This window comes from Parendozoicomonas verongulae, from assembly GCF_009711465.1.
Classification (GTDB): Bacteria; Pseudomonadota; Gammaproteobacteria; order Pseudomonadales; family Endozoicomonadaceae; genus Sansalvadorimonas; species Sansalvadorimonas verongulae.
The window spans coordinates 21,592-21,870 of the sequence record NZ_SMME01000869.1; positions in this window are offsets into that span (position 1 = coordinate 21,592).

The window sequence follows — 279 nt, forward strand, 5'->3', positions numbered from 1 at the left end:
ATATTCCCACAGACTGCCAAAACACGGCTCACAAACGACGCATGTTAATAACGCCAGCCATAGAGACAGGGCAAGAGTAAATGTCTCTTCACGATAATCAGATTCCGCCATGACCATTCCCCAAATGAATAATCTGGCAAAACCTATCACGTCCTGATTGTTTTATGTCTAACCGTCCTGTCAGCGCCTTCAGGTCAGTTATAAATCTTCATAATAGAACCATCAGGGGAGGGCATAGCCCTTTTCAACAACACGCTGATAAGCATCCTCGCTGACAGG